Origin of the sequence: Mesorhizobium sp. GbtcB19 (assembly GCF_019091085.1) — a bacterium.
Taxonomy (GTDB): Bacteria; Pseudomonadota; Alphaproteobacteria; order Rhizobiales; family Rhizobiaceae; genus Mesorhizobium.
In genome coordinates, this window is sequence record NZ_JAGXJY010000542.1 from 1 (window position 1) to 235 (window position 235).

At 67.7% G+C, this 235-nt stretch carries 1 pseudogene; it reads right to left on the bottom strand.

Going from position 1 to position 235, the window contains the following annotated elements:
• Nucleotides 1-2: 2 nt before the first annotated feature.
• Nucleotides 3-235: pseudogene (locus tag KVT37_RS32980) on the bottom strand (alpha/beta hydrolase); the annotation flags it as partial.

The window sequence follows — 235 nt, forward strand, 5'->3', positions numbered from 1 at the left end:
TTTCACTGGCCTGATTGCTGCTGCATCAGCGCCTTCACCCAGACCACGAAACGCTCGGTGAGAAACGGCGTGGTCTGCGGCGACAGGACGTCGCCCACGACCACATGGTCGTCCGGATCGCCATTGTCGTCGACCGGCACCAGCCCGTGCGCGCCGCCCCAGCGCCCGGCGATCGCGCGCGTTCGGTCCGGCCGCACCACCTTGCCGGAATCCGAGAAGATGAACAGGGCGGGGA